Source organism: Brevundimonas intermedia, from assembly GCF_027922165.1.
GTDB lineage: Bacteria > Pseudomonadota > Alphaproteobacteria > Caulobacterales > Caulobacteraceae > Brevundimonas > Brevundimonas intermedia.
The window spans coordinates 131,139-156,366 of sequence record NZ_BSFD01000003.1 but is presented as its reverse complement, the minus strand read 5'-3'; the positions used below and the strand labels follow the sequence as shown (position 1 = coordinate 156,366).

27 protein-coding genes, 1 pseudogene and 2 riboswitches are annotated in these 25,228 nt (G+C 67.0%); of the genes and pseudogenes, 17 read left to right on the top strand and 11 right to left on the bottom strand.

Translation table 11 applies throughout. The features are described 5' to 3' along the window. Window positions 1-116: 116 nt before the first annotated feature. From PKE72_RS07995 to PKE72_RS07985, 3 genes and pseudogenes are all read left to right on the top strand, one after another. Window positions 117-2,288 carry a TonB-dependent receptor gene (locus tag PKE72_RS07995; protein WP_271164846.1) on the top strand — a complete coding sequence of 724 codons (2,172 nt, stop codon included), beginning with the start codon at window positions 117-119 and terminating at the stop codon, window positions 2,286-2,288. Beyond that, a pseudogene (locus PKE72_RS07990) lies at window positions 2,198-3,384 on the top strand (PepSY-associated TM helix domain-containing protein). The gene PKE72_RS07995 and the pseudogene PKE72_RS07990 overlap by 91 nt, the downstream one beginning before the upstream one ends. Next, complete coding sequence (locus PKE72_RS07985) at window positions 3,381-3,563, top strand: hypothetical protein (protein WP_271164845.1); 183 nt, start codon at window positions 3,381-3,383, stop codon at window positions 3,561-3,563. The pseudogene PKE72_RS07990 and the gene PKE72_RS07985 overlap by 4 nt, the downstream one beginning before the upstream one ends. Window positions 3,564-3,569: 6 nt before the next feature. Here PKE72_RS07985 and erpA read toward each other — a convergent pair whose 3' ends face one another. Continuing rightward, a complete protein-coding gene (gene erpA, locus PKE72_RS07980) occupies window positions 3,570-3,887 on the bottom strand; it encodes an iron-sulfur cluster insertion protein ErpA (protein WP_271164889.1) in 318 nt (105 codons plus the stop codon). Between the two features lie 131 nt (window positions 3,888-4,018). Here erpA and PKE72_RS07975 point away from each other — a divergent pair, with 131 nt between their 5' ends. From PKE72_RS07975 to PKE72_RS07950, 6 genes are all read left to right on the top strand, one after another. Next, window positions 4,019-5,209, top strand: a complete 1,191-nt coding sequence (locus PKE72_RS07975) for a deoxyguanosinetriphosphate triphosphohydrolase (protein WP_271164844.1) — start codon at window positions 4,019-4,021, stop codon at window positions 5,207-5,209. A gap of 81 nt (window positions 5,210-5,290) precedes the next feature. Continuing rightward, complete coding sequence (locus PKE72_RS07970) at window positions 5,291-6,067, top strand: SPOR domain-containing protein (RefSeq protein WP_271164843.1); 777 nt, start codon at window positions 5,291-5,293, stop codon at window positions 6,065-6,067. Continuing rightward, entirely contained in the window at window positions 6,064-7,113 is a 1,050-nt protein-coding gene (nagZ, locus tag PKE72_RS07965) for a beta-N-acetylhexosaminidase (protein ID WP_271164842.1), read from the top strand. The genes PKE72_RS07970 and nagZ overlap by 4 nt, the downstream gene beginning before the upstream one ends. Window positions 7,114-7,167: 54 nt before the next feature. After that, window positions 7,168-7,989 carry a segregation and condensation protein A gene (locus PKE72_RS07960; RefSeq protein WP_271164841.1) on the top strand — a complete coding sequence of 274 codons (822 nt, stop codon included), beginning with the start codon at window positions 7,168-7,170 and terminating at the stop codon, window positions 7,987-7,989. 15 nt (window positions 7,990-8,004) lie between these two features. Continuing rightward, complete coding sequence (scpB, locus tag PKE72_RS07955; protein WP_271164840.1) at window positions 8,005-8,664, top strand: SMC-Scp complex subunit ScpB; 660 nt, start codon at window positions 8,005-8,007, stop codon at window positions 8,662-8,664. A gap of 79 nt (window positions 8,665-8,743) precedes the next feature. Beyond that, window positions 8,744-10,345 (top strand): sensor histidine kinase, encoded by a 1,602-nt coding sequence (locus PKE72_RS07950; protein WP_271164839.1) that lies wholly within the window; start codon window positions 8,744-8,746, stop codon window positions 10,343-10,345. On the opposite strand, the gene ispH is transcribed toward PKE72_RS07950, so the two are convergent. Next, complete coding sequence (ispH, locus tag PKE72_RS07945) at window positions 10,317-11,288, bottom strand: 4-hydroxy-3-methylbut-2-enyl diphosphate reductase (protein ID WP_271164838.1); 972 nt, start codon at window positions 11,286-11,288, stop codon at window positions 10,317-10,319. The genes PKE72_RS07950 and ispH overlap by 29 nt on opposite strands. 292 nt (window positions 11,289-11,580) lie before the next feature. Here ispH and PKE72_RS07940 point away from each other — a divergent pair, with 292 nt between their 5' ends. The 5 genes from PKE72_RS07940 (at window position 11,581) to PKE72_RS07920 (ending at window position 14,116) form a co-directional block, all read left to right on the top strand. After that, complete coding sequence (locus PKE72_RS07940) at window positions 11,581-11,886, top strand: AtpZ/AtpI family protein (protein ID WP_271164837.1); 306 nt, start codon at window positions 11,581-11,583, stop codon at window positions 11,884-11,886. A 6-nt stretch (window positions 11,887-11,892) separates the two neighbouring features. After that, window positions 11,893-12,678 (top strand): F0F1 ATP synthase subunit A, encoded by a 786-nt coding sequence (locus PKE72_RS07935; RefSeq protein WP_271164836.1) that lies wholly within the window; start codon window positions 11,893-11,895, stop codon window positions 12,676-12,678. A 57-nt stretch (window positions 12,679-12,735) separates the two neighbouring features. Continuing rightward, complete coding sequence (locus PKE72_RS07930) at window positions 12,736-12,960, top strand: F0F1 ATP synthase subunit C (RefSeq protein ID WP_008261286.1); 225 nt, start codon at window positions 12,736-12,738, stop codon at window positions 12,958-12,960. Window positions 12,961-13,028: 68 nt separating this feature from the next. Beyond that, entirely contained in the window at window positions 13,029-13,601 is a 573-nt protein-coding gene (locus PKE72_RS07925) for a F0F1 ATP synthase subunit B family protein (protein ID WP_271164835.1), read from the top strand. After that, the gene (locus tag PKE72_RS07920; protein WP_008258724.1) at window positions 13,601-14,116 is read left to right on the top strand and encodes a F0F1 ATP synthase subunit B; all 516 of its coding nucleotides are present in this window, start codon (window positions 13,601-13,603) and stop codon (window positions 14,114-14,116) included. Before PKE72_RS07925 ends, PKE72_RS07920 begins: the two co-directional genes overlap by 1 nt. Before the next feature lie 76 nt (window positions 14,117-14,192). Here PKE72_RS07920 and PKE72_RS07915 read toward each other — a convergent pair whose 3' ends face one another. The 6 genes from PKE72_RS07915 to gcvT form a co-directional block, all read right to left on the bottom strand. Then, window positions 14,193-14,663 carry a DUF6789 family protein gene (locus PKE72_RS07915; RefSeq protein WP_271164834.1) on the bottom strand — a complete coding sequence of 157 codons (471 nt, stop codon included), beginning with the start codon at window positions 14,661-14,663 and terminating at the stop codon, window positions 14,193-14,195. Window positions 14,664-14,795: 132 nt separating this feature from the next. Beyond that, a complete protein-coding gene (locus PKE72_RS07910) occupies window positions 14,796-15,200 on the bottom strand; it encodes a PGPGW domain-containing protein (RefSeq protein ID WP_271164833.1) in 405 nt (134 codons plus the stop codon). A 358-nt stretch (window positions 15,201-15,558) separates the two neighbouring features. Then, window positions 15,559-17,127, bottom strand: coding sequence for an aminomethyl-transferring glycine dehydrogenase subunit GcvPB (gene gcvPB / locus PKE72_RS07905; RefSeq protein WP_271164832.1), 1,569 nt, complete (start codon window positions 17,125-17,127; stop codon window positions 15,559-15,561). 12 nt (window positions 17,128-17,139) lie between these two features. Then, complete coding sequence (gene gcvPA, locus PKE72_RS07900) at window positions 17,140-18,486, bottom strand: aminomethyl-transferring glycine dehydrogenase subunit GcvPA (RefSeq protein ID WP_271164831.1); 1,347 nt, start codon at window positions 18,484-18,486, stop codon at window positions 17,140-17,142. Between the two features lie 135 nt (window positions 18,487-18,621). Next, a complete protein-coding gene (gene gcvH, locus PKE72_RS07895) occupies window positions 18,622-18,987 on the bottom strand; it encodes a glycine cleavage system protein GcvH (RefSeq protein WP_271164830.1) in 366 nt (121 codons plus the stop codon). A 10-nt stretch (window positions 18,988-18,997) separates the two neighbouring features. Continuing rightward, window positions 18,998-20,113, bottom strand: a complete 1,116-nt coding sequence (gene gcvT / locus PKE72_RS07890; protein ID WP_271164829.1) for a glycine cleavage system aminomethyltransferase GcvT — start codon at window positions 20,111-20,113, stop codon at window positions 18,998-19,000. A gap of 55 nt (window positions 20,114-20,168) precedes the next feature. Further along, a riboswitch (glycine riboswitch) is annotated at window positions 20,169-20,249 on the bottom strand. Between the two features lie 4 nt (window positions 20,250-20,253). Next, window positions 20,254-20,365: riboswitch (glycine riboswitch) on the bottom strand. Window positions 20,366-20,469: 104 nt separating this feature from the next. Here gcvT and PKE72_RS07885 point away from each other — a divergent pair. From PKE72_RS07885 to PKE72_RS07875, 3 genes are all read left to right on the top strand, one after another. Then, entirely contained in the window at window positions 20,470-21,510 is a 1,041-nt protein-coding gene (locus PKE72_RS07885) for an alpha/beta hydrolase (RefSeq protein WP_271164828.1), read from the top strand. Window positions 21,511-21,719: 209 nt separating this feature from the next. Then, complete coding sequence (locus PKE72_RS07880; protein WP_271164827.1) at window positions 21,720-22,691, top strand: class 1 fructose-bisphosphatase; 972 nt, start codon at window positions 21,720-21,722, stop codon at window positions 22,689-22,691. Then, window positions 22,691-23,323, top strand: a complete 633-nt coding sequence (locus tag PKE72_RS07875) for a nicotinamidase (RefSeq protein ID WP_271164826.1) — start codon at window positions 22,691-22,693, stop codon at window positions 23,321-23,323. Before PKE72_RS07880 ends, PKE72_RS07875 begins: the two co-directional genes overlap by 1 nt. A 194-nt stretch (window positions 23,324-23,517) precedes the next feature. Here the strand turns inward: PKE72_RS07875 and PKE72_RS07870 are convergent, their stop codons facing one another. From PKE72_RS07870 to PKE72_RS07860, 3 genes are read right to left on the bottom strand one after another with little or no spacing between them, the layout of a single operon-like run. After that, complete coding sequence (locus PKE72_RS07870; protein ID WP_271164825.1) at window positions 23,518-24,546, bottom strand: adenosine deaminase; 1,029 nt, start codon at window positions 24,544-24,546, stop codon at window positions 23,518-23,520. Further along, window positions 24,543-24,965, bottom strand: a complete 423-nt coding sequence (locus PKE72_RS07865) for a type II toxin-antitoxin system VapC family toxin (RefSeq protein WP_271164888.1) — start codon at window positions 24,963-24,965, stop codon at window positions 24,543-24,545. Before PKE72_RS07865 ends, PKE72_RS07870 begins: the two co-directional genes overlap by 4 nt. A 5-nt stretch (window positions 24,966-24,970) precedes the next feature. Continuing rightward, window positions 24,971-25,210, bottom strand: a complete 240-nt coding sequence (locus tag PKE72_RS07860) for a FitA-like ribbon-helix-helix domain-containing protein (RefSeq protein ID WP_271164824.1) — start codon at window positions 25,208-25,210, stop codon at window positions 24,971-24,973. Window positions 25,211-25,228 lie beyond the last annotated feature (18 nt).

The window sequence follows — 25,228 nt, the reverse complement described above, 5'->3', positions numbered from 1 at the left end:
TCAATCTAGGTGCGGCAAGACGCGCGGAGGCAAGACAGGGCGCGCCATTGCAAGGCAATCGCATCTGGGGGTATGCAGCCGTCTCCCTCCCTGATCTTGAGAATATTTCGCAAACCATGGCTCGCTCGACCCGCCGTTTCGCCTGCGCCGCCAGCCTGCTGGCCCTCACTGTCGCCACGCCCGCCCTGGCCCAGCAGGCGACGACCACGCCCGCCGAGCTCGGCGAGATCGTCGTCACCGGCTCGCAAGTGCGGCTGACCGGTGTGGCGGCCGGTGGTCAGGTGGCTACGGGCGGACGGGTCGGTCTGCTGGGCAATATGGATGTGATGGACACGCCCTTTTCGACCAGCAACTACACCGAGAAACTGATCCGCGATCAGCAGGCGCGCGGCATCGGCGACGTGCTGCAGAACGATCCGACGGTGCGGGTGTCCAAGGGGTTCGGCAATTTCCAGGAGCTATATGTGGTCCGGGGCTTCCCGGTCTATTCGGACGACATGAGCTATAACGGTCTGTACGGCGTGTTGCCGCGTCAGTTCGTGGCGGCCGAACTGGTCGAACGGGTCGAGGTGTTCCGAGGCGCGACGGCCTTCCTGAACGGCGCCGCGCCCGGCGGCAGCGGCGTGGGCGGCGCCTTCAACCTGACGCCCAAGCGGGCCGGCGAACCTCTGACGCGCCTGACCGCCGGGGTGTCGGGCAACGACGAGATCTACGCCGCCGCCGACCTGGCCCGCCGCTTCGGGGCCGAAGACCAGTGGGGCGCCCGCCTGAACATCGCCAGCCGTGACGGCGAGAGCTCGGTCGAGGGCGAGAACGGCCAACTGCGCGTGATCGGCCTGGGCGTCGACCGCCGGGGCGCCCGCGCCCGCTTCTCGGCCGACTTGGGCTGGCAGGACCACCGCCTCGACGCGCCCCGTCCGACGGTGACGCCGTCCGGCGGCATTCCCGAGGCCCCCGCCGCCGACAAGAACTTCGCCCAGCCGTGGACCTATACCGACGAGGAACAGCTGTTCGGCGCCGCGCGCGGCGAGTTTGACATCACCGACAGCGTCACCGCCTGGGCGGCCTTCGGCGGGCGTCAGGGCAAGGAGGACAATGTCCTGGCCAACCCGACCGCCCAGGCCGACGGAAGCCTGAGCGCCTATCGGTTCGACAATGTGCGCGAGGATACGGTCTGGTCGGGCGACGTCGGCGTGCGCGCCGATGTGACCACGGGGCCGGTCGAACATCGTCTGGTGGTGTCCGCCTCGCAGGTGCAGTCGAAGTCCAGGAACGCCTACGCCTTCTCGAACTTCTCGGGTTTCGCCAGCGACCTGTACAATCCCGTCTCCGTCGCCGCCCCGACCCCCGACTTCTTCGTCGGCGGAGATCTGGACGATCCGAACGTGACCGAGCGGGTGCGCAACTCTTCGGTCGCCGTGGCCGACCGACTGTCGTTCCTGAACGGCCGGTTGCTGGCGACCGTCGGCGTCCGTTATCAGGAGATCAAGACCGGCTCCTACGACTACAATACCGCCGCGAGGCTCTCGTCTTATTCCAGCGACGCGACCACGCCGGCCTTCGCCCTAGTCTACAAGCCCAGCGACAAGATATCGCTCTACGCCAACTATGCCGAGGCGCTTGTGCCCGGCACGACGGCGCCGGCGGTGGTCAACGGCGTGACGGTCTCGAACGGCGGCGAGGTCCTGTCGCCCTTCCGCGCGGAGCAGGCCGAGATCGGCGCCAAATATGACGCCGGTGCTTTCGGCGGAACCTTGAGCGTCTTCCGCACCACCCTGCCGAGCGCCTATTTCGATACCGACACCGCCGTCTATTCCGACGGCGGCGAGCAGGAGAACCAAGGCGTCGAGCTGACCGTCTATGGCGAGCCGTTCGCCGGCCTGCGCCTGATCGGCGGCGCGACCTGGCTGGACGCCGAGATCAATCGCTCGCTGACTGCCGCCAACGAAGGCAAGTCGGCCATCGGCGTGCCGGACTTTCAGACTAATCTGAATGTCGAATGGGATGTGCCGGCGGTTTCGGGTCTGACGCTGGAAGGCCGGGCCGTCTACACCGGCGCACAGCCCGCCGATTCGACGAACACTCTGGAGCTGGAGGAATGGACCCGGTTCGACGCCGGCCTGCGCTACGCCTTCGTCGCCGGCGGTAAGGATCTGACGGTGAGGGCGCGGGTCGAGAACGTCGCGGACGAGGACCAGTGGGTCGCCGTCGGCGGCTATCCGGGGTCGAACTATCTGACCCTGGGCGCGCCGCGCACCTTCCGGCTGTCGGTTTCGGCGGAATTCTGATCGGATGAAGACGCGGACGATCCGCGCCTGGTCGTGGACGCACAAATGGTCGAGCCTGGTCTCCACGCTCTTCCTGCTGATGCTGTGCGTCACGGGCCTGCCGCTGGTCTTCACTCACGAGATCGAAGAGGTGCTGCTCGAGCAGGCCTGGGTTGCCGCCAACCCGGACGGGCCGCTGCTGAGCCTGGACGAGGTGCTGGCCGCAGGCCTGGCCCTTCATCCGGGCGAGGTTCCCGCCTTCATGAGCTTCGACGAGGACCGGCCGGTGGTGAACGTCACCAGCGTGGATCCAAACGGCCCGGCCGGCGCCTACAGCTTCGAGCCGATCGACCAGACCAGCGGGTCAGTGGCCCCGCCGGTGGCCGGCCATCCGGTCATGGAGTTCCTGCTTCAGCTGCACACGGACATGTTCCTGGGCCTGCCGGGGATGCTGTTCCTGGGCCTGATGGGGCTGATGCTGATCGTGGCGTTGGTGTCTGGGGTGGTGCTGTACGCGCCCTTCATGCGTCGGCTGCCGTTCGGCACGGTGCGCGCGGCCAAGGCGGCGCGAACGCGGTGGTTGGACTATCACAACCTGCTGGGCGTGGTGACCGTGGCCTGGGTGCTGGTGGTCGGGGCGACGGGGGTGGTCAACACCCTGGCGACGCCGATCCTGGCCTATTGGAAGAACACGGCGCTGAAGGAACTGACCGTCGCCTATGACGCCCCGGCGCCGGCCGGTGAGCGGGCCTCGCTGGATGCCGCGGTGGAGCGGGCGAAACAGGCGCTGCCGGGCATGAAGCTTCAGTTCGTGGCGTTTCCGGGCACCGAATATTCCACCGATCACCACTATGCCGTCTTCTTCCACGGCGACACGCCGCTGACGACCCATCTGACCACGCCCGCCCTGATCGACGCCCGGACGGGGGCGCTGGCGGCCGTGGCTCCGACACCATGGTATGTGAAGGCCCTGTCCCTGTCCCAGCCGCTGCACTTCGGCGACTATGGCGGGCTGGGGCTGAAGATCCTGTGGGCGCTGCTGGACCTGGCGACCATCGTCATCCTGGGGTCAGGCCTCTACCTCTGGCTGGTCAAGGCGCGGCGGAAACCGGCATGAGCCGCAAGGATCTGAGTACCTGGGCCATCTTCGGCGTGCCTGTCGTGGTGTTCGTGCTCAGCCTGACGGGGCTGGTCGGCGCCTTGCTGGGGGACGGCGTCTGGGATGCGGTCTTTTCGATCCTGCTGGCCTCGACCGTGATCGTTACGGTTTGGGCCTTGATCCGACGCCGACGCTGACCGTCGTCAGATCGAGAAGCTGACGCCGCAGCCGCAGCTGGAGGCGGCGTTGGGATTGCGGACCACGAACTGGGCGCCGGCCAGTTCGTCGACATAGGCGATCTCGGAATTCTTCAGGAAGGGGACTGAGACCGGGTCGATCAGGGCGGTCTGGCCGTCGGCCTGGATGCGCAGGTCGTCGTCCTCGGCCGTCTCGACCAGTTCGAACCGGTACTGGAAGCCCGAACAGCCGCCGCCGTCCACCGCCACGCGCAGCATCAGGGTCTTGCCCTCGGCCGCGCCCAGCTTGGCCAGGCGTTTGGCGGCGCTGGCGGCCAGGATTATGCCTTCCGGCGCGCGCGTGGCGACCGTAAAGGCGGGTGTGGACGGTTCTGTGGATTGGACGGTGCTCACGGCTGTCTATATGAGGCGCGCAAGGGCGTTCGCAAAGGCCCGACCGCTTCAAAGTTGATGACTTGAGCCAGACACCTCTCGCCCCCTACGCCGAACGCGCCGATCTGACCCAAGGCCGCCGCTTCTTCGAGCCGCCCAGCCGGACCCGCACGGCCTTTGCCCGCGACCGCGACCGGATCATCCATGCGACCGCCTTCCGCCGCCTGAAGGAGAAGACCCAGGTCTTCGTCGCGCACGAGGGGGATCACTACCGCACCCGCCTGACCCATTCGCTGGAGGTGGCGCAGATTGCGCGCTCCCTGGCCCATGCGCTGAGGCTGGACGACGACCTGGCCGAGACGGTCGCCCTGGCCCACGACCTGGGCCACCCGCCCTTCGCCCATGCGGGCGAGGACGAGCTGGTCATCCAGATGGCCGACCACGGCGGCTTCGACCACAATGTCCAGAGCTTCCGCGTCGTGACCGAACTGGAGAACCGCTATCCGCAGTTCGACGGGCTGAACCTGAGCTGGGAGACGGTCGAGGGGGTCATCAAGCACAATGGTCCGGTATTGCATCGGCTGGACGAACCGGCTTGGTCGGTGGTGCGCCCGTACCGGACGGACGGCGAGGCGGGCTGGGATCTGCGCCTGGGCACCTTCGCCTCGCTGGAGGCCCAGTGCGCCGCCATCGCCGACGACATCGCCTATAACAACCACGACGTGGACGACGGGGTGCAGGCGGGGCTGATCACGCTTCAGGATCTGGACCAGGTGCCGCTGATCGGGCCGATGCTGGCCGAGGTGCGGCGTGACTGGCCCGCCATCGACGACCGAATGCTGCGGATCGAGGCCGTGCGGCGGATGATCGGGGTCATGGTCGAGGACGTCCTGGCCGAGACGGCGCGGCGGCTGGATGAGGACCGGATCGGCTCGACCGAGGATGTCCGCACGGCGTCGCGGACCATGGTGGACTTCTCGCGGTCGATGCACGCGGACCTGGCCATTCTGCGCAAGTTCTTGTTCGAGCGGATGTATCGCCACTACCGGGTCAACCGCACGCGCAGCCAGGCGCGACGGGTGCTGTCGCAACTGTTCGAGCTGTTCATGGCCGAGCCGGAGGTGATGCCGCCGGAGTGGAGCGTGCCCGCCATGACCGAGGACCGGACGGCTCGGGCCCGTGCGGTGTGCGACTATATCGCCGGGATGACCGACCGCTACGCGATAGAAGTCCACCAGAAACTGTTCAGCCTCGACCTGGCGCTCGATCTGTGATTCGAAAGACGGCGGCGGGGCGTTAGACTAACCGTTCGACGCGCCGATTCGCTGCGTCGGACAGAACGGCGGAGCGCGACCATGTCTTTTGATGACGACAACCGACCCGGCCAGGGCGCCTATACGCCCCCTACCGACGACGACCTGCCGTTCCGTCGCAATTCCTATGATCCGCGCGCCGGCGGTGGCGGCGGCCGCAATGTCGGGTCGGGCGGGGGCAAGTCGCCGCCCGTGACCCTGATCGTCAGCGCGGTGATCCTGCTGGTGCTGATCATCGCCGTGATCTTCTTCTATCGATCCGGCATGCGCGCCTCGACCGATGCGCCGCCGGCCGTCGGCCAGCCCGTCGGCGAGATGAAGACCGCCGCCCCCATCGACGCCCAGCCGGTCGATCCGGCCGCAGGCGTGCGCGTCTATCGCGACGAGGCCGAGACCACCGACGCCCCCGTCACCTTCACCCCGCCGCCCGAGGCGCCCCAGCCGCGTCCGGCCGCGCCGCCGGCCGCCGCTCCGACCGGCCAGGGCCTGCCTCCGACCAAAGCGACGACGCCAACGGCTCCGCGTCCGACCACGCCTGCGCCGGCCGCTCCGGCGCCGACTGCTTCCGCCGCCGCCGGCGGTTCGGCCTCGGTCCAGATCGGCGCCTTCTCCTCGACCGAGATCGCTGACCGGGAATACGCCGCCGTCGCCGGTCGCTTCGGCCAATATGCGTCGGGCGCCGAGAAACGCGTGACCGAGGTGACCTCGTCCAGCGGCTCGACCCTTTATCGCACCACCTTCACCGGCCTGTCGCGCGAGCGTGCGGTCGCCTTCTGCAACGCCCTGAAGGCCGCCGGACGGGATTGCATCGTTCGGTGACATCCGCCGCGATCTACGGCTGTTCGGGCCATCGGCTGACGGAGGACGAACGCGCCTTCTTCGCCGAGACGCGTCCCTGGGGCTTCATCCTGTTCCGGCGCAACATCGACAGCCCGGAACAGGTGCGGGCCCTGACGGACGAACTGCGCGCCGCCATCGGCGACGCCGACGCCCCCATCTTGATCGACCAGGAGGGCGGACGGGTCCAGCGGATGGGGCCGCCGCACTGGCCCAAATACCCGCCGGGGAACGCCTATCTGAAGGCGACGAACGACTTGGCGGACGCGCGCGAATTGGCGCGGCTGGGCGCGCGGCTCATGGCCCATGATCTGCGCGAGGTCGGGATCACCGTCGACCTGCTGCCCGTGCTGGACGTGCCGGTTCCGGGCGCCCACGACATCATCGGCGACCGCGCCTATGGTCCCGATCCGCAGACCGTGGCCCTGCTGGGACGGGCGGCGGCGGAGGGGCTGCTGGCGGGCGGGATTCTGCCCTGTATCAAGCACATGCCGGGGCACGGCCGCGCTTTCGCCGACACCCACAAGGACTTGCCGACGGTCCATGCTGATCTTGAAACGCTGGACGCCTGGGATTTCGCCCCGTTCAAAGCCCTGTCCGACATGCCGATCGGCATGACGGCGCACATCGTCTTCACCGCCATCGACCCAAAACGCCCCGCCACCCAGTCGAAGAAGGCGATCCGGCTGATCCGCGAGCGTCTGGGCTTCGGCGGTCTGCTGTTGTCGGACGATCTGGTGATGAACGCCCTGTCCGGCAGTCTGACCCAGAGGGCGCACAAGGCGTTGAAGGCCGGATGCGACATCGTCATCCACTGGAACGGCGACATGAACGAGATGCGTCAGGTCGCCGAGGGCGTCGGCGCGCTGAAGGGCGGGGCGCTTCGCCGCGCCGAAGCGGCCCTGGCCCGGATCGTTCGAACGCCGGAGCCGCTAGATCCCGTTGCGGCCCATGAACGCTTCTTCCGCGCAATGGCGGGCAAGACGGACGCAGCCAAGGGGCCGGACGTGGGCGAGGCGCAGGCATGAGCCGCCTGAACCCGATCGGCCTCAAGCCGCGCGAAGCGCGGTAGGCCAACAAGAATGACCGACGCCTTTCAGCCCAATCTGGATTTCAGCGCCGTCGCCGAGGTCGAGGAGCGCGAGGCCTTCGTCGTCGATCTGGACGGCTATGAGGGACCGCTGCACGTGCTCCTGGCCCTGGCGCGGACCCAGAAGGTCGATCTGCTGAAATTGTCGATCACCCGGCTGGCCGAACAGTATCTGGCCTTCGTGCATGAGGCGCGGCGGCGCAACTTCGCCCTGGCGGCCGATTATCTCGTGATGGCGTCGTGGCTGGCCTATCTGAAATCGCGCCTGCTGCTGCCGCGCACCGAAAAGGACAAGGGCGAGGAGCCGCCGGCTGAGGCCCTGGCCGCCGCCCTGGCCTTCCGGCTGCAAAAGCTGGAGGCCATGCGCAAGGCGGTGGACCAGCTTTTGGCCCGGCCCCAGCTGAAGCGCGACGTCTTCACCCGAGGCGACCCCGAGGCGACGGTGATCGTTCCGTCCGACCGGATCGACGCCAGCCTGTATGACCTGATGAGCGCCTATGTGACCCAGCGCCGCCGCGAGGAGTCGCGGCGCTATTCGCCCGGTCAGCGGGTCGAGGCCTTTCCGCTGGAGGCGGCGCGCGACTGGTTGCGCGAGATCATGCCCCGGCTGGCCGACTGGACCCCGCTGGACCAGGTGGCGCCCCATCGCGACGACGACGAAGGGCCCAGCCAGGCCAGCTATACCGCCTCGACCCTGTCGGCCAGCCTGGAGCTGGTGAAGGAGGGGGCCATGGACATCCGCCAGACGGCGCCGTTCGCGGACCTGTATCTGAAGCAGCGGGGCGGCGGGCATCCGCTGGAGCTGACGCCGTGATCCGCGGATATCCCGATGTCTGACCTCTCCTTCCAACCCGACGACGGCGAGATCGAGCGCCGGGTCGAGGCCCTGCTGTTCGCCGCCGCCGGCCCCCTGAGCGCCGCCGAGATCGCCGCCCGTCTGCCCGAAGGCGCCGACGTCGCCCGCGCCCTGTCGGGGCTGCGCGCCCGGTACGAGGGGCGAGGCGTAGAACTGGACTGCGTCGCCGATCGCTGGCGGTTCCGCACGGCGGCCGATCTGGCCTTCATGATGACCGAGGAGCGCGAGGAGCCGCGTCGCCTGTCCCGGGCCGCGCTCGAGACCCTGGCCATCATCGCCTATCACCAGCCCGTCACCCGCGCCGAGATCGAAAGCGTGCGCGGCGTCACGCTGTCGAAGGGCACGTTGGACCTGTTGTTGGAGATGGGGTTCGTCCGGTTGAGGGGGCGTCGGCGCACGCCGGGCCGGCCCGTCACCTACGCCACCGCCGACCGTTTCCTGGAGCATTTCGGCCTGGCCAGCCTGTATGATCTTCCCGGCGTGCAGGAGATGAAGGCCGCCGGCCTGCTGGATCTGTCGCTGCCGGTCGGGTTCGAACTGCCTGACCCCGGCCGCACCGACGCCGCCGAGGATGAGGGGCCCGTCATGGACGACGACGCGCCCGAGTTCGCCCAAGACTTCGTCGGCGACTAGGGGGAAGCCCCTATAGCTCCATTAACGAGGGTCTAGCGCGCACCGCCGTTAGCTTGCGGCAGTATACGGGGGACGCTGCGTGAAGTCAGATTTGACCGGGTTCCGGCTTGTGGCCGTGCTGATGCTGGCGGTCGTCGTCGGCATGATCGGCGTGTTGAGCATCGTCAGCAAGGGCATCGACGACCACCAGCGCGCGCTAGACCGGGTTAGGGTCGGCATCAAGCTGACCCGTGTCGTGGAAGCCATTGGAGAAGACCTCGCGCCGGTGACGGTCTGGGACAACGCGGTGCGGGAACTGAGCGCGCCGACCCCAGCGCCCTGGTTTGATCACTTCGTGGGGGGCGCATCCGCCGGCCGGCGTGGACACCTGGCCACGCTCAGCTTTGATTCGTCAGGCCGTCAGGTTCGCGCGAACGCGAACGGGCCGCTCAATGTGAGTAAGACTGATTTTCTGGCCCCGGCTGCGCGGCGCCTAGTCGAAAAAATCGCTGCCCAAGCCCAGAAGCGCGATCGTTCGACCTATGGGCCGGCGGCGGCCCTGGTCAAGACAGGCTTCATTAGCGTCAATGGCGTCGTCTATGTCGTCGGCGCCTCGACCGTCGTCCGGGACACGCCCGATGGACCTGTTCCAGCCGCCGACCCGATCATCGTTTCCTTCAAATCTTTCGACGCTGAGTTGGACTGGATCCGCAGCCGCATGGGGAAGGCCGACGCCAAGTTTTGGCCCGGAGCCCAGCCGCCCGACGGCATGACGGGGGTCACGATTTTCGATCCCGATGGCCTCCCGCTAGGACTGGTGGTGTGGACGCAGGACCGCCCCGGATACAGTATCCTGACCCATGCCCTGCCGCTTCTGCTGTTGATGATGGCCGTGCTGGCGGCGGGCGGCGGGCTGCTGATGTGGCGGATGTTGAAGGACATGCGGCGTCTGCGGGCCTCGGAGGCCGCGCTGTTGGCCGCCCTGCAACACGCTGAGGCGGCGAACGCGGCCAAGACCCGCTTCCTGTCCAACGTCAGCCATGAACTTCGCACGCCGCTGAACGGCGTCCTCGGCATGGCCGAAATCCTCGGCCAGGACGTCCTTACGCCTCGGCAGCGGGAGCGCCTGAATATCCTGAAGGAGTCCGGCAATCGCCAACTACGGTTGATCGAGGACTTGCTCGACGTCATCAGGCTGGGCGACGGCGCCGTGACGCTGGACGAACGCCCCTTCCGACCCGTTTGCCTTTTGCGCGGCCTCTATGGGGATCATCGCGGCGAGGCCGCCGCCAAGGGGCTGAAGCTGAAGGTTGAGGCGGTCGAAGGCGAATGGATGGGGGATGTCGTGCATCTCGAGAAGCTGCTCGGCGCCCTGGTCCACAACGCCATCCGCTTCACGGCTTCGGGCGAGGTGGTGGTGCGCGCGCTGGACCGCAACGGTCTGACCTTCGAGGTTCAGGACACGGGGCCAGGCATGACCAAGGCGGAGGCGGCGGTTCTGTTCGAAGCCTTCGTCCAGGGCGATGACAGCAGCACCCGTACGGCCGAGGGGCTGGGCCTCGGCCTGACGGCGGCCAATGGTCTGGCGCGGCTGATGGGCGGTCGGATCGAGGTCGAAAGCAGCCCGGGCTGCGGCAGTCTGTTCCGCGTCACCCTGCCGCTGGCGCTCGCGCTCAGGTCGTCAGAAGCCGAGGCAGCTTGAAGGTCACGGTCTCGCGCGCGCCCCCGTCCTCTGTCACCGTGGCGTCGAACCGTTCGGCGATAGCGTCCACCAGGGCGGCGATTAGCGGCTCGGGCGCCGAGGCGCCGGCGGTCACGCCCACCGTCTGAACCCCGTCGAACCAGGCCCAGTCCACCTGTGAGGCGTCATCCACTAACCGGGCGTCGCGGGCGCCGGCGCGCATCGCCACCTCGACCAGCCGCGCCGAGTTGGACGAGTTCTTCGACCCGACGACCAGCACCAGTTCGCAGCCCTCGCCCAGGACCTTGACCGCCTCCTGGCGGTTGGTGGTGGCGTAGCAGATGTCTTCCTTGTGCGGATCGGGCAGTTCGGGGAAGCGCCGCTTCAGCACCTTCAATATGCCCGCCGTATCGTCGACCGACAGGGTGGTCTGGGTCGCATAGGCCAGGGGGGCGTCGCCGGGCCGTTCGAACGATTCGGCGTCGGCCTCGGTCTCGATCAGGCTGATGGCGCCTTGCGGCAGTTGGCCCATGGTGCCGATCACCTCCGGGTGGCCCGCGTGGCCGATCAGGATGATGTGGCGGCCTGCGTCATGATGACGCTCGGCCTCGACATGGACCTTGGACACAAGGGGGCAGGTGGCGTCGAGGAACAGCAGGTCGCGCGCCCGGGCGTTGGCGGGCACCGACTTCGGCACCCCGTGGGCGGAAAAGACGACCGGCCGGTCGTCCGGGCATTCGTCCAGTTCCTTGACGAACACGGCCCCCATGGCCTTCAGCCGCTCGACGACGTGGCGGTTATGGACGATCTCGTGGCGCACATAGACGGGGGCGCCGAACTTCTCGATGGCCCGCTCGACGATCTGGATCGCCCGGTCCACCCCGGCGCAGAAGCCGCGCGGCGTCGCCAGCCGCACCGCGATGGAGCGGCGTTCGGACGAGGGGGAGGGGACGTGCATGTTCATGGCCGCCAACCTAGTCGTTCGCGCGCCATATCGCCATGAGGGGCGAGCGAATCCCCGCCCTCAGACAGCGACGCATCGCCACGGTCAGGCCCTGTCCGGCGAAAATCGAGCTCGAACAAAGATTTAGCCCGTATTCACGACGCCTTGACCAACCGGCCGCTCACGATTAGTTTCCGCGCCGAATTCAGACCCGCCCGAACACCTTGTTCAGGCGCTGAGCGCACAGGTCCTGTCCCCTATGTCGGAATCGCGCGAAGAGGCGATCAAACGCCTCCAAGACAGCGCATCCGCATTGGAGGCGCGGACGACGGCGGAGAAATCCGCCGAGCTGACCGGCCATCAAGTGGCGGGGCAGGCCTACAAGATCATCGCCGAACTTCTCGGTGGGGTTCTGATCGGTCTGGCGTTTGGTTTTATCGCGGATTGGGTCTTTGGGACTCGCCCGTGGGGTTTGATCGGCGGGGTCCTGTTGGGCTTCGCCTTGTCGATTTACATGGCGCGTCGCACAGCCAACCGGCTGATGGCGCAGGCCAAGGCGTTAGGGACACCGGCTCCGGCCGATCCTTACGTCGAGGCCGACGAAGACGGGGAACGATAGGGCTTCATGGCCGATCCGATTCATCAGTTTCAGATTCAGAAGGTCATCGACCTTCCTGACGTGAGCCTGCCTGTGCTGGGCGTCGTCGATCTGGCGATCACCAACTCGCACATCGCCATGACGGCCGCCTTCGTCGTGATCGTCGGCTTCTTGGCCGCCGTGACGTCGAATGCCCAGGTCGTCCCAGGCCGTCTGCAGGCCGCCGGCGAGGGGCTGTTCGGCCTGATCGACAACTTGGCCGACTCCATCATCGGTCACGAAGGCCGCAAGTATTTCCCGTTCGTCTTCACCCTGTTCATCCTTATCCTGGGCATGAACATCCTGGGTCTGTTCCTGACCTTCACGGCGACGTCGCAGTTGGCCATCACGGTCACCTTCGCCCTGATCACTTTCGGTCTGGTGCTGGTCGTCGGCTTCGCCAAGAACGGCCTGGGCTTCTTCAAGCTGTTCTGGCCCATGGGCGCGCCGCTGGCGCTGCGTCCGGTCGTCGGCCTGATCGAGTTCGTCTCCTTCCTGCTCCGTCCGGTCACTCTGGCGCTTCGTCTGTTCGGCAACATGCTGGGCGGCCACGTGGCGCTGAAGATCTTCGCCGGCTTCGTCGTGTCCCTGGGCCTGCTCGGCCTGGGCGGCGGCGTGGGCCTGCTGGCCTTCCCGGTTGCGGCCCTGTCGCTGGGCATGGTCGTCGCCCTGACCGCGCTGGAGTTTCTCGTGGCCTTCCTTCAGGCCTTCGTCTTCGCCGTTCTGGCCTGCATCTATCTGAATGATGTGGTCAACCTGGACCACGCCCACTAAGGGCAGGCCCAGTCTCTTCACCCCAACCACCAACGACTTTAATCTAGGAATACAATCATGGACGCTGAAGCCGCCAAGTACATCGGTGCCGGTCTCGCAACCCTGGGCATGATCGGTTCGGCCCTGGGCGTGGGCAACATCTTCGGCCAGTTCCTGGCCGGCGCTCTGCGCAACCCGTCGGCCGCCGCCGGCCAAGTCGGCAACCTGTTCGTGGGCGCCGCCCTGGCCGAAGCCCTGGGCATCCTGGCCTTCGTGCTCGGCATCCTGATGATCTTCGGCTGATATCAGCCGATACCGGCGCGCGGGGTTCGCCCGCGCGCCGTTTCATCTGATTCTGCAGCAGACGGTTCATGGCCAGCACCCACACCAACGACGCGCTTCCCGCTTCGGTCGAAGCGGACCTGCACGCCGAGACGGCGACCGCCGCCGAGCACGGCTCGGGCGGCCTGCCGCAATTCCAGTTCGAACACTGGGCGGGCCAGATCGGCTATCTGCTGATCCTGTTCGTCATCCTGTACGTCCTGGTCTCCAAGGTCTTCGCGCCGCGCCTTCGCAAGGTGATGGACGAGCGGGCCGATACGATTTCCAACGCCGTCGCCACCGCGCGTCAGGTTCAGGCCGAGGCCGCCGAACAGGCCGCTCAAGCTCAGGCCGAGGTCGCCAAGGCTCGCGCTGACGCCCGCGCCATGGCCGCCGCCGCCAAGGCCCGCGTGACCGAAGACGCCAACGCTCGTCAGGCCGCTGAAGAAGCCGTGGTCAACGATCGCATCGCCGAGGCCGAGACCGCCATCGGCAAGACGCGCGACGCGGCCATGGCCAATGTCGCGACCATCGCCTCCGACGCCGCCGCCGCCATGGTCGAGCGCCTGACCGGCAAGGCCGCCACCTCGGCCGAACTGGCTACGGCTAAGGGAGCCGCCTGATGAATCTGATCTTTGAACACGGCATCTGGAGCTTCGCCAATGCGGAGATCTGGGTCGGGATCGGCCTGCTGATCTTCTTCGGCATCCTGATCGCCGCCGGCGTGCCCAAGATCGCCGCCGCACAGCTGGACGCCAAGGGCGCCAAGATCCAGGCCGACCTGGACGAGGCCGCACGCCTGCGCGCCGAGGCCGAGGCCCTGCTGGCCCAGATCCGCAAGGAGAAGGCCGAGGCCGAGGCTCAGGCCGCCGAGATGATGGCCCAGGCGGAAGCCGACGCCCGTCGTCTGGAAGTCGAGTCCAAGGCCAAGCTGGAAGAAACCCTGGCCCGTCGCCAGAAGATGGCCGAGACCCGCATCGCCCAGGCGGAGGCCCAGGCCTCGGCCGAGGTCAAGGCCGCCGCCGCCGACTTGGCCGCCAAGGCTGCGGAACAGATCCTGGCCGCCCGCCTCGCCGGCGGCGCTAAGGACCCGCTGCTCGACGCCGCCATCGCCCAGATCGGCGACCGCCTGAACTGAGCGCGGTTGGCTTAGCCGAACGAAAAAAGGCCCCCGGCGTCGCTGGGGGCCTTTTCTTGTATCCTGAGGCTCGCTGTCAGTGGGCGGTGGCGCCGCCCATGAAATGCGCCGCCTGGCGCTTCTCGCGCGTCACCAGCCGCGCATAGACATTGCCCAGCACGATGCCGAACACCGCATGGGTGATCAGCAACCAACCGAAGGTGCCGAAGCCGGCCGCCGCGGTGAAGGTGCGGTAGTCGCCGAACATCATGATGGCGCCCATCATCACCACCCAGGCTCCGACGGCGAAGACTATGCCCTTGGTTTCCGGGGTGTCGGTGGGCAGGCGGGGACACAGCACGCCGAACAGCGGCCCCAGGATGAAGACGCCGCTGACGGCGTGGATCGCCCAGCCGACGGCCATGTTGCCGGGCATGCCGATCATGGTGGCGATGACACCCTGGAAGGGATCGAACCAGTTCAGGAACAGATTGGGTATTTCAAGCAAGGAAACGGCGATGGTGGCGGCTAGCCCCGCAATCATGCCCTTTTGTACGCGTGACATCATGACCTTAGCGCCTCCCAACGCATTGGTGGTTCTCTGATAACGCCCAGGCAGAATACGCTTGTAGAGGGAGAAGGGCGTTCACGATGATGTGGTTAGCAGTTGCGATAACGCAACCGCGAGACGACGCATCAACTAGCGGAAAAGCTTCCGGAAATAGCGGCGCAGCTTCTTCCGCGCCCGGGTCAGGCGACGACGGGGTCTCTTGAGCACGACCTTTTCGGCGCGCAGGGCCTGCTGCCAAAAGACCGGGGCGAACTCGGGCTTCTTCCGCATGAGTCGGCGGAAGGGATAGACCCATTTCGGCCGGGCGTACTGGGCGCGAATGAACTGGCGCTTGGCCCAGAAGGAGCTCTTCAGAATCAGCATCAGGCCGACGGCGATGACGGGAACGCCGCCCGGACCGGGCAGGGGCGCGATCAGAATGCCCAACAGGACCACCAACAGCCCGCCGACCATCAAGGCCCAACGCTTCAGCGCGCGCAGCGTGCGGCTGCGCGAACGGAACGACGGAAGGCGGATCGCAGTTGCGAAGGTCAAGTCGGGGCCAGACGGAGAGGAGGGAGGTCCAATGACAACGATCGTCACGGCCGCCCGATCCCGGCTCGGGAGAGGAAAGAGCGACCGTGGCCAGCCTGCCACATGCCCCGTTAAGACCGTGCGTCCATGGCCGATCCGTGTCTGCGATGTGAAGCTTTGGTCATGATTGACCGAGGGTCGATGCCTGTTGCCGAAAGGACACGATACCGGGCGTTCACCCTCTAAACCGCCGTCATCCTCGTCCTTGTGGCGAGGATCCATACTCCCGGTGCGTCCACAGTAGGCGGACCCGTCGACCACCGGGAGTATGAATCCTAGGGACAAACCCTGGGGATGACGGGACGTTGTTTGTCGGGCCTTAGGCCGCCTGGTTCGAACCTTCCGGCGCGGTCCAGCGCAACACCGGCGAGCGGGCGGCGCGGGTTTCGTCCAGGCGCTTCAGCGGGGCGTGGAAGGGCGCGCCCTTGAAACGGTCGACGTCGCCGGCTTTCGCCGCCTCGGCCAGCAGGCGCATGGCGTGGATGAAGCGGTCCAGCTCGGCCTTGGACTCGGTTTCCGTCGGCTCGATCAGCATGGCCCCGTGGACGACCAGCGGGAAATACATGGTCATCGGGTGGAAGCCCTCGTCGATCATCGCCTTGGCGAAGTCGAGCGTGGTGATGTCCGTGCCCTTCAGCCATTCGTCGTCGAACAGGGCCTCGTGCATGCAGGGGCCGTCGGGGAAGGCCGCCGACATCAGGTCCGACAGGCGGGCCTTGATGTAGTTGGCGTTCAGCACCGCATCCTCGGCCACCTGACGCAGGCCGTCAGCGCCGTGCGACATCATGTAGGAGAGGGCGCGCACATACATGCCCATCTGGCCCTGGAAGGCGCACAGGCGGCCAAAGGCCTGAACCGCCTCGTCTTCCTCGCGCTCGATCAGGCGATAGCCGTCCGCGTCATGCACGACCCAGGGGGCCGGCGCGAAGGGAGCCAGGGCTTCGGACAGCACCACCGGACCGGCGCCCGGACCACCGCCGCCGTGCGGCGTCGAGAAGGTCTTGTGGAGGTTGATGTGCATGGCGTCGACGCCGAGGTCGCCCGGACGAACCCGGCCGACGATGGCGTTGAAGTTGGCGCCGTCGCAGTAGAAATAGGCCCCCGCCTCGTGCGTCAGGCGGCTGATCTCCAGGATGTCGCGCTCGAACAGGCCGCAGGTGTTGGGGTTGGTCACCATGATGGCGGCGACGTCGTCGCCCAGCTTGGACGCCAGGTCCGCCACTTCCACGCGGCCGTCCTCGGTCTGGGCGACCTCGACGACGGTGTAGCCGACGAAGGCGGCGGTGGCCGGGTTGGTGCCGTGGGCGGATGTCGGCACCAGGACCTTGCGGCGCTTCTCATGCTGGCCCGAGGCCTCGTGCGCGGCGCGGATGGCCATCAGGCCGCACAGTTCGCCATGCGCGCCCGCCTTGGGCGACAGGGCGACGGCGGGCATGCCGGTCAGGGTCTTCAGCCAGTGGGACAGGGTGTCCATCAGCTCCAGCGCGCCCTGCACCGTCGAGATCGGTTGCAGCGGGTGGATGTCCGAGAAGCCGGCCAGGCGCGCCATCTTCTCGTTCAGGCGCGGGTTGTGCTTCATCGTGCACGAGCCCAGCGGATAGATGGCCAGGTCGATGGCGTGGTTCTTTTGCGACAGGCGCACATAGTGGCGCATGGCCTCGGGCTCGGACAGGCCGGGCAGGCCGATCGGATCCTTGCGGACCAGGTCGCCCAGGTCCGATCCATCGGTCTTCGGTTCCGGCAGATCGACGCCGGTCTTGCCCCAGCCGTCGCCCTCGAAGATCAGGGCTTCATTCTGCAACAGGCCCCGGCCGCCGGTCAGGGTGGCGGGCTTGGACTGGACTTGGTTCGGGGCGGTCGGGCGGCCGACGGTGTTCATGGTGCTCATGGTCAGTATCCCTTAGGCGCCGAGGACTTGGGTAAGCGCTTTGGCCAGGATCCGGATGTCTGCATCCAGGGTGGTTTCGGTCGCGGCGACCAGCAGGACGTCGTCCATGCCGGCGGCGGGCGCCAGGCGGCTATAGGGCACGCCGGCCAGCAGATGATGCCCGGCGAGCGTATCGACGACCTCGGCCGCGTTCTTGGGCAGGCGCACCGCGAACTCGTTAAAGAAGCGGTCGGTCAGGATCTCGACGCCGGGGATGGCGGCCAGGGCGTCGCGCGTGGCGACGGCCTTTTCGTGGTTCAGCAGGGCCAGTTTGCGCAGGCCGGTCTCGCCCAACAGGCTCATGTGAATGGTGAAGGCCAGGGTGCAGAGCCCTGAGTTGGTGCATATGTTCGACGTCGCCTTGTCGCGGCGGATATGCTGTTCCCGCGTCGACAGTGTCAGGACGAAGCCGCGCTCGCCGTCGGCGTCCACGGTCTCGCCGGTCAGGCGGCCGGGCATTTGGCGGATAAGCTTCTCGCGCGTGGCGAACAGGCCGACGTAGGGGCCGCCGAAGTTCAGGGCGTTGCCGATCGACTGGCCCTCGGCCGCGACGATGTCCGCGCCCATCTCGCCGGGCGACTTCAGCAGGCCCATGGACACGGCTTCTGTGACCACGACGATCAGCAGGGCGCCGGCGGCGTGGGCGGCCTCGGCGATCTTGGTGACATCCGTCGCCGTGCCGAAGACGTTCGGGGTCTGGACGACGACGCAGGCCGTGTCGGGACCGATCTGGTCGATCACGGCGGCCTCGGCGTCGATGGCGGCGGCCAGGACCTGGGTCTCGACGCCGACGGCGTGGACGACGGTCTCGGTCGCCTTGACGTAGTGCGGGTGAACGCCGCCCGAGATCACCGCCTTGTTGCGGCGGGTCACGCGGGTCGCCATCAGCACGCCCTCGGCCATGGCGGTCGAGCCGTCATAGAGGGAGGCGTTGGCCACCGGCATGCCGGTCAGGTTCGCGACCTGGGTCTGGAACTCGTACAGGTACTGGAGCGTGCCCTGTGCGATTTCCGGCTGATAGGGGGTGTAGCTGGTCAGGAACTCCGACCGCTGGATGATGTGGTCCACCGTCGCCGGGACATGGTGCTTGTAGGCCCCTGCGCCGCAGAAGAAGGGCGTGGCGCCGGCCGTGGCGTTCTTGGCCGCCATGGCGGACAGGGCGCGCTCGACCTCCAGCTCGCCGGCCACGCGGGGCAGGTCCACGGGCCCATCCAGCCGCGCCGCCTCGGGCACGTCCACGAACAGGTCGTCGATCGATTTCGCGCCGATGGCGGCGAGCATCGCCGTGCGGTCGTCGGGCGTCAGGGGGAGATAACGCATTGCCGGTTTCCTTCACCCGTCATCCTCGGGCTTGACCCGAGGATCGGATGTTGTGCGGCTCGTGCGTCGAAGGCTTCGCACGAGTGGTTGATCCTCCGGCCCTCGGGTCAAGCCCGAGGGTGACGGAGTTTGAGATTAGAGGGTGGCGAGGAAGGCGTCGTAGGCCGCCTGGTCCATGAGGGCGTCCAACTCCGAGGCGTCCGACACCTTGATCTTGGCGAACCAGCCGTCGGCCTGCGGGGCCGAGTTGACGGTTTCCGGCGCGGTCGACAGGGCGTCGTTGGCCTCGACCACTTCGCCCGAGACGGGGGCGTAGACGTCCGAGGCGGCCTTTACGCTCTCGACCACGGCGAAGCTGGCGCCCTTGGCGACGGTCTTGCCGACCTCAGGCACTTCCACGAACACCACGTCGCCCAGGGCGTCGGCGGCGTGCTTGGAGATGCCCACGGTGGCGATGTCGCCGTCCAGGCTGACCCACTCGTGATCCTTGGTGAACTTCATGATCTGATCCTCAGACGGTCTTCGGTTTGCGGTAATAGCGTTGCGCCACGAAGGGCATGGTGACGACTTCGGCGGCGGCGGTCTTGCCACGCACGATGACCTTCAGATCCGCGCCCAGCGCGGAAAACGCGGGGGGAACGAAGCCCATGGCGATGTTCTTGCCCAGGGTGGGGGAGGGGCCGCCCGAGGTGATCTTGCCGATGACGTTACCGTCCATGTCGGCGATCTCGGCGCCTTCGCGGGCCGGGGCGCCTTCCTTGACGATCAGGCCGATGCGGACGCGCGCGGCCCCATCGGCCAGTTCCTTCAGGATGCGGTCGGCGCCGTTGAAATCTGCGCGCTCCTTGCGCGACTTGGACAGGGCGAAGGTCAGCGCCCCTTCGACCGGGCTGGTCGTCGGGTCGATGTCATGGCCGTGCAGCGGCAGGCCGGCTTCCAGGCGCAGGCTGTCGCGGGCGCCCAGGCCGATCGGCTTGACGCGGGCGTCTTCCAGGAGGGTGTTCCAGACGCGCTCGGCCTGGTCCGCCGGCACCGAGATTTCATAGCCGTCCTCGCCGGTATAGCCCGAACGCGAGACATAGCAGTCGACGCCGAACAGCATCAGCCGGGCGCATTCCATGAAGCCCATCTCGGCCAGGATCGGCTCATGCGCCGCCATGACCTCGGCGGCTTCCGGCCCCTGGATGGCGATCAGGGCGCGGTCCAGCACGGTCAGCTTGGCGTCGCCTTCGAGGTTCGCCTCCCAGAAGGTGAAGTCCTCGTCCTTGTTGCCGGCGTTGACGACGACGAACAGGCCGTCGTGGTCGGGGCGGCCGGCCATCAGGTCGTCGATGATCCCGCCGTCCTTGTTCAGCAGCAGCGAGTATTTCTGCTTGCCGGCCTTCAGGATTTCATAGTCGCCGGGCACGAACCGCTCGAACTGGGCGGTGGCGTCGCCGCCGGTGATCTTGCACTGGCCCATGTGCGACACGTCGAACAGGCCGGCGTGTTCGCGGGTCCAGCGGTGCTCGGCCAGGACGCCCTCATACTGGACCGGCATGTCATAGCCGCCGAAGCCCACCATCCGGGCCCCCAGGGCGCGGTGCGCGGCGTTCAGGGGCGTGGTCTTCAAGGCTTGGTCGGTCATGATTCAGGCTTTCACGGTCGCGTTTGGTGGCGGAGCTCCGCCGTCTTCGCGCCCCCGCTGTCCTGAAGCCTGAGAGATTCCGGCGGTCAGACCACCTTGCTCCGTCGGCGCGCCCGTAAAGAGCGACTTTCCAGCGTCCGTATGCTTTCGCGGTCCGTTTGCCTGAGCGTTTCCGGGGCGGTTGCGCCTTCGGCGTCGAGCCCGGCCCCAAAAGCTTGGAAAACCAGTCTCGAACTCTCCCGCGAGAGCGCCCGACCTAAGGCATCGACTCAGGCTTCAAGTCAAGCGCCGGGGGAACAAGCCTGCGTGGGGCGGGTTGTCGCCTAGAGCCCCCACGCGAAACCCAGGAATTCAAAATGTCGATTATAGACAAGCTGTTCGGCGAGTCCGACAAGCCGCGCACCAGCCCGGCCAAGCCTGACGGCCCGATGCAGAAGGTGCTGGACGAATTGGCCTCGCTCGGCGGCAAGCCGATCGAGACCCTGTCCCCCGCCGAGGCCCGTCTGCAGCCGACCCCGACCGACGCCGTCCATTCCCTGCTACGCAAGAACGGCAAGGAACCCAAGTCGGACGATCTGGGCGTCAAGACGACCGACATCGTCATCCCCGGCGCCGCCGGCCCGATCCAGGCGCGCATCTACAAGCCGCACGACCATTCCGAGGACAAGCTGCACCCGGTCGTGGTCTATTTCCACGGCGGCGGCTTCGTCATCGCCGACCTCGACGTCTATGACGGCGGCCCGCGCGGCGTATCGAAGATGGCCGACGTCATCGTGATCTCGGTTCACTATCGCCAGGCGCCGGAGCACAAATTCCCCGCCGCCCATGACGACGCCCTGGCCGCCTATCGCTGGGTGCTGGACAATGCCCAGAGCTTCCACGGCGACCCGCAGAAGGTTGCGGTGATGGGCGAGAGCGCGGGCGGCAACCTGGCCATCGGCGTGTCGCTGATGGCGCGCGACGCGGGGCTTCCGGCGCCGGTGCACCAGGTGCTGGTCTATCCGGTCGCAGGCGTGGACATGGACAACGCCTCCTATGTCGAGAACGCCACCGCCAAGCCGCTGAACAAGCCGATGATGGAATGGTTCGTGAAGCACATCTTCCAGACCCCGGCTGACGCCCAGGATCCGCGCATCAATCTGGTCGAGAACGCCGACCTGATCGGCCTGCCGTCCTCCACCGTCATCTGCGCCGAGATCGATCCGCTGCGCACCGAAGGCGAACTTCTGGCCGAGAAGCTGGAGCAGGCCGGGGTGGAGGTGCGCCACAAGACCTTCCACGGCTCGACGCACGAGTTCTTCGGCATGGCCCTGGTCCTGCCCGACGCCATGGCGGCCCAGACCTTCGCCGCCCACGAACTGAAGCGCGCGTTCAACACGGCGATCCTGCCGATCTGATCTCTCCCCAAAACCCGTCATCCTCGGGCTTGTCCCGAGGATCCATAAGCCCGGCGCCGCCGGTGCGCACCGTCCTCAACGGAGTCTATGGATCCCAGGCACAAGGCTTGGGATGACGGGGGAGGAGGGGAGAGGGTTTCTTGTCTTGCGGTTAAGCCGTCCGCCCGCCAAGAACGGTGCGACGCTCCCAGCCGCACCGGACCGACCCCATGACCGCCGACCGCACCCGCCTCGACGCCCATATCGCCGCCCTGGATGCGCCCGACGGTCTGAAGACGGTCCTGACCGTCGCCGCCGCCACCTGCGCTGACATCAGCAAGGTCGTCGCCGGCGGCGCCCTGGCCGGCGCCCTGGGCGCCTCGGGCCAGATCAACGTCCAGGACGAGGAGCAGAAGAAGCTCGACGTCATGACCAACGAGATGTTGACCGATGCGCTTCTGGCCAGCCCCGCCGTCGCCGGCGTCGCCTCGGAAGAGATGGACGAGGTCCAGCCGGCGCCCCATTCGACCGGCGACTATCTGGTCCTGTTCGACCCGCTGGACGGCTCGTCCAACATCGACATCAACGCCATGGTCGGCACCATCATCTCGGTGCTGAAGTCCGCTACGCCTGCGCCGACCGAGGCCGACTTCATGCAGCCGGGCCGTAACCAGGTCGCGGCCCTCTATGCGCTCTATGGTCCCCAGACCATGCTGGTCCTGACCACTGGGGCGGGCGTGAAGGGTTTCACCCTGTCGAACGACGGCGACTGGATCCTGACCCACGACGACATCGCCATCTCGCCGGACACCAAGGAGTTCGCCATCAACATGTCGAACCTGCGCCACTGGTCCCAGCCGGTGCAGACCTATATCGGCGACCTGCTGAAGGGCGACGAAGGCCCGCGCGGCAAGAACTTCAACATGCGCTGGGTCGCCGCCATGGTCGCCGACGTCCACCGCATCCTGATGCGCGGCGGCGTCTTCCTGTACCCGTGGGACAGCCGCGAGCCGACCAAGCCCGGCAAGCTGCGCCTGATGTACGAGGGCAATCCGATGGCCTTCCTGGTCGAACAGGCCGGGGGCAAGGCGACGACGGACGGCGTGCAGCCCATCCTGGACATCCAGCCCGAGCACCTGCACCAGCGCATCCCGGTCGCCCTGGGCTCGACCAACGAGATCGACGCCTACGCGGGCGTGTGATGCTGATCCGCCCGACTGACGCGCTCCTGGTCATCGACCCGCAGAACGACTTCTGCGAGGGCGGCAGTCTGGCGGTCGCGGGCGGGGCGGGGATCATGCCGCTGATCAACCGGCTGGCCGATCAGTTCCCGCGCGTGGTCCTGACCCAGGACTGGCACACGCCGGATCAGATCAGCTTCGCCTCCAACCACCCCGGCGCGGCCCCCTTCACCGAGATCGAGGTCGCCTACGGCCGCCAGATGCTTTGGCCGGATCACTGTATCCAGGGCTCGCCCGGCGCCGACTTCCATCCCGACGTCGCGCCGACGGTGCAAAAGGCCCTGGCCGTGATCCGCAAGGGCTACAACCCGGCGGTCGATTCCTATTCCGGCTTCTTCGAGAACGACCATTGCACCCCGACGGGCCTGGCCGGCCTGCTGCGCGACCTGGGCGTGACCCGCGTCTTCCTGGCGGGCTTGGCCTTCGACTACTGCGTCCGCTTCACCGCCGAGGATGCTGTGCGCGAAGGCTTCGAGGCCGTGGTCATCTCCGACGCAAGCCGCGCCATCGCGCCCCAGACCGAGGCTGCGGCGCGAGACAGTGTTCGGGCGCTGGGGGTGTCGGAGGTCGGGGCCACAGCCCTTTTGGGCTGATATTCCTTCTTCCTTTCGTCATTCCGGGCGCAGCGCAGCGGAGACCCGGAACCCAGCGGCGCGCGAGAGCGCGAACCTGTCGCGGACTCGCTGTTCCCACATCCTGCGGCTTAAAGATTTCGCCTTCAGCGCCGCTGGGTTCCGGGGCTTCGGGCCAAGCGGCCCTTCGCCCGGAATGACGAAAGGGGAATGAGTCACCCCGCCTTGGCGTAGGCCTCCACCTCCGCCACGAAGGCCGCCTTTTCCGCCTCGCCCAGGAACGACCCCTCGAAACTGTTCCGCGCCAGCAGCGTCACCTGATCCTTCGTCAGTCCGACCGCCGCCGCCAGCCGGCTGTAGTTGTCGTTCACATACCCGCCGAAATAGGACGGGTCGTCCGAGTTCAGGGTGACGTGCAGGCCCCGGCGCAGCATCTCGGGCACGGGGTGATCCTTCAGGTCGTTGACCACGCACAGTTTCAGGTTCGACAGGGGGCAGACGGTCAGTGTCATCTGTTCCTTCGCCAGCCGCTCGACCAGGGCCTCGTCCTCCATCGAGCGATTGCCGTGGTCCATCCGGTCGATGTGCAGCAGGTCCAGCGCCTCGTGGACATAGGCCGGCGGGCCTTCCTCACCGGCGTGGGCGCACAGTTTCAGACCCAGCTCACGCGCGGCGGCGAAGACGCGCTGGAACTTGGACGGCGGATGGCCGACCTCCGACGAGTCCAGCCCCACGCCGATGAAATGATGCAGATAGGGTTTGGCCGCCTCCAGGGTCGCGAACGCCTCTTCCTCGGTCAGGTGGCGCAGGAAGCTGAGGATCAGGCCCGAACTCACGCCCAGTTCCGCCTTGGCCCGATCCATGCCCGCGATCAGCCCCTCGACCACCACGCCGAAGGGCACGCCCCGGTCGGTATGGGTCTGGGGATCGAAGAAGATCTCGGCGTGGCGCACGTTATCGGCGGCCGCCCGCTGGAAATAGGCGAAGGCCAGATCCTCGAAATCCTGGCGCGTCAGAAGCACGGCCGCCCCGGCGTAATAGATGTCCAGGAAGTCCTGCAGATTCGAGAAATCATAGGCCGCCCGTACCGCCTCGACGCTGTCATAGGGGATGGACACCCCATTCCGCTGCGCCAGTTCGAACATCAGCTCCGGCTCCAGAGAGCCCTCGATATGCAGGTGCAGCTCCGCCTTGGGCAGGCCGGCGATATAGGCGTCCAGTGTGGTGTCAGCTTGTACGTTCATAGGCCGTTCTCCCGTGCATAGTCGTCCAGACCCATGATCTGGATGGTCGTCGCGTCGGACGCCCGCGTCTTGGCGATGAGTTTCTTGTCCGCCGTCAGAAGGGGCGCGCCCAACTGTTCGGCGTGGGCGATGTAGAAGCAGTCATAGGCCGGATGGTCCAGCGTGATCGCCAATTCCACCGCCCGTTCCATCAGCCGGCGACCGGGCTCTAAATCCAGGGTCATGGTTTCGATCAGTGCGACCGCCTGCATCGCCTGTTCGCGGGTGATGTCGCCCATCCGACAACGCTTCCAGATGATGTTGGCGCATTCCGACAGTATCAGATCGGGCGCCGACCAGGGCTGGGCGCGCAGGGCGGCGACGGCGGTGGGGCTGTCGGGTTCATAGAGCGCGACCTTGATCGCCACGCTCGCGTCCACGACGATCAACGAGAATCCCGATCTTCGCGGATCAGGACTTCAGAAGCCGTGCTGAGCTTGCCCTTGGTCGCGTCCCGCAGAGCGGCGGCGCGACGGTCCCACTCCGCGTCGATACGAGGCGTCAAAGCCTTGCGGAGAATCTCGCGATGCTCCGCCTCGGCCGAGCGATTGTTTTCCTGTGCCCGCTTCTTCAGGGCGATGGCGATGTCGTCGTCGATGTTGCGGACGTGGAGGTTGACGGGCATGGTCGCTCCTTGTGCTAG

Coding starts and splice junctions, on each gene's coding strand:
- PKE72_RS07995 (WP_271164846.1), top strand. CDS start 117: ATGGCTCGCTCGACCCGCCGTTTCGCCTGCGCCGCCAGCCTGCTGGCC.
- PKE72_RS07875 (WP_271164826.1), top strand. CDS start 22,691: ATGCTGATCCGCCCGACTGACGCGCTCCTGGTCATCGACCCGCAGAAC.
- PKE72_RS07920 (WP_008258724.1), top strand. CDS start 13,601: ATGAATCTGATCTTTGAACACGGCATCTGGAGCTTCGCCAATGCGGAG.
- PKE72_RS07985 (WP_271164845.1), top strand. CDS start 3,381: ATGAGCCGCAAGGATCTGAGTACCTGGGCCATCTTCGGCGTGCCTGTC.
- gcvPA (WP_271164831.1), bottom strand. CDS start 18,486: ATGCGTTATCTCCCCCTGACGCCCGACGACCGCACGGCGATGCTCGCC.
- scpB (WP_271164840.1), top strand. CDS start 8,005: ATGTCTGACCTCTCCTTCCAACCCGACGACGGCGAGATCGAGCGCCGG.
- PKE72_RS07935 (WP_271164836.1), top strand. CDS start 11,893: ATGGCCGATCCGATTCATCAGTTTCAGATTCAGAAGGTCATCGACCTT.
- gcvPB (WP_271164832.1), bottom strand. CDS start 17,127: ATGAGCACCATGAACACCGTCGGCCGCCCGACCGCCCCGAACCAAGTC.
- gcvH (WP_271164830.1), bottom strand. CDS start 18,987: ATGAAGTTCACCAAGGATCACGAGTGGGTCAGCCTGGACGGCGACATC.
- PKE72_RS07860 (WP_271164824.1), bottom strand. CDS start 25,210: ATGCCCGTCAACCTCCACGTCCGCAACATCGACGACGACATCGCCATC.
- PKE72_RS07885 (WP_271164828.1), top strand. CDS start 20,470: ATGTCGATTATAGACAAGCTGTTCGGCGAGTCCGACAAGCCGCGCACC.
- PKE72_RS07925 (WP_271164835.1), top strand. CDS start 13,029: ATGGCCAGCACCCACACCAACGACGCGCTTCCCGCTTCGGTCGAAGCG.
- PKE72_RS07870 (WP_271164825.1), bottom strand. CDS start 24,546: ATGAACGTACAAGCTGACACCACACTGGACGCCTATATCGCCGGCCTG.
- gcvT (WP_271164829.1), bottom strand. CDS start 20,113: ATGACCGACCAAGCCTTGAAGACCACGCCCCTGAACGCCGCGCACCGC.
- ispH (WP_271164838.1), bottom strand. CDS start 11,288: ATGAACATGCACGTCCCCTCCCCCTCGTCCGAACGCCGCTCCATCGCG.
- PKE72_RS07915 (WP_271164834.1), bottom strand. CDS start 14,663: ATGATGTCACGCGTACAAAAGGGCATGATTGCGGGGCTAGCCGCCACC.
- PKE72_RS07880 (WP_271164827.1), top strand. CDS start 21,720: ATGACCGCCGACCGCACCCGCCTCGACGCCCATATCGCCGCCCTGGAT.
- PKE72_RS07960 (WP_271164841.1), top strand. CDS start 7,168: ATGACCGACGCCTTTCAGCCCAATCTGGATTTCAGCGCCGTCGCCGAG.
- PKE72_RS07970 (WP_271164843.1), top strand. CDS start 5,291: ATGTCTTTTGATGACGACAACCGACCCGGCCAGGGCGCCTATACGCCC.
- PKE72_RS07930 (WP_008261286.1), top strand. CDS start 12,736: ATGGACGCTGAAGCCGCCAAGTACATCGGTGCCGGTCTCGCAACCCTG.